Source organism: Kitasatospora sp. NPDC093558, from assembly GCF_040683475.1.
Taxonomy (GTDB): Bacteria; Actinomycetota; Actinomycetes; order Streptomycetales; family Streptomycetaceae; genus Kitasatospora.
Genome location: NZ_JBFBDY010001318.1, coordinates 1 through 1,151, shown reverse-complemented (window position 1 = coordinate 1,151; position 1,151 = coordinate 1). Strand labels below are relative to the sequence as shown.

Sequence of the window (1,151 nt, the reverse complement as noted above, 5' to 3'; positions counted from 1 at the left end):
TCCAGGCGCACGGTCGCGGACTTGATCCGCGCGGTTCCGGCCTCGATCCTGCGGGCCAGTTTGCGGGTGGACTCGTGCGTCTTGATCCGGCCGAGCACGGGCAGCACGACGTGCGTGCGCCCGTCCAGGCGGATGGCACCGGTGGTGAACCGGCAGGACTTGACGGCCCTGTGCTTCGACTTGAAGCGCGGGAAGCCCATCGGGCGCCCCTTGCGCCTGCCGCTCCTGGAGTCGGACCAGTTCTTCAGCCCCGTGGCGAGCTGCTCCAGGCCGGTGGCGTACGCCTCCTTGGAGCACTGCGCCCACCACGGCGCGACGTCGTTCTTGGCCTGGTTCCATGCCTTGCGCAGGGAGTACATCGACCAGCCGAACGCAGGCGTCAGGTCCTCAACACCGTAGGACCTCTCCGCCTCACGCTGGGACAGATTCGCCTTGACCCGCGCGAGCGCCCAGTTGTAGGCCACCCGGACCGCCCCGGCATGCCGCAGCAACGCGACGACCTGACGATCCGTCGGGTCGAGCGCAAAGCGGTACGCCTGCGTCACGATCACCAGGCGACCGTACCGCCCACCACCGACAACCGGCCCAAATGCCCGGATTGTTGAGTAATACTGATGAAATTGACAACAGTTGGCTGCCCCCGGCCTGACCCGGTGACGCTGCCTCAGGACCGACACCGCTGCTGCCGGAATCCGCAGGTGAACCACATGACCCACTGTCTCCCCCCGACGCAGCAGCGGCGCCAGCGGAACGCTCGCGTCGGCCGGCGCGGCCGGTCAGCGAACGAACAAACCGTCCTGCCCGCAGGCCCGTTCGTCCCCGTGCAGCGCCGCCCGAAACCGGCTGCGGCCGCGGGCGCGGCAGGGCTAGCCTGGCGGCTTTGCCGAGCGGAGGAGGGGTGCGGTGTTGGTCAGGCCCGGTCGGCGGACGTCCTCGATGGAGCTGCTGGCCGTCGACGCGGCCGGTCGCGGGATGCGGGTCCTGGCAGCGGAGGACGCGGCCGGGGACGCGACGGCGGGCCCGGTGCACTGGTACGGCGGGCCGGTCGCGGGCGCGCGCCTGGCGCAGCGGCTCGGCTTCGCGCTGATCGAACCGGCGGACGACTGGCTCGCCGAGCTGCCGTACGAGTTCACCCGCCGGGAGATCAGGGC

General features: G+C 70.8%; 1 protein-coding gene and 1 pseudogene. One reads left to right on the top strand and one right to left on the bottom strand.

Going from position 1 to position 1,151, the window contains the following annotated elements:
• Positions 1-551: helix-turn-helix domain-containing protein (locus AB0O00_RS40660; RefSeq protein WP_363659688.1), on the bottom strand; the 551-nt coding region annotated here is incomplete at its 3' end.
• Between the two features lie 352 nt (positions 552-903).
• Here AB0O00_RS40660 and AB0O00_RS40655 point away from each other — a divergent pair.
• Positions 904-1,151 (top strand): annotated as a pseudogene (locus AB0O00_RS40655) (DUF4343 domain-containing protein); the annotation flags it as partial.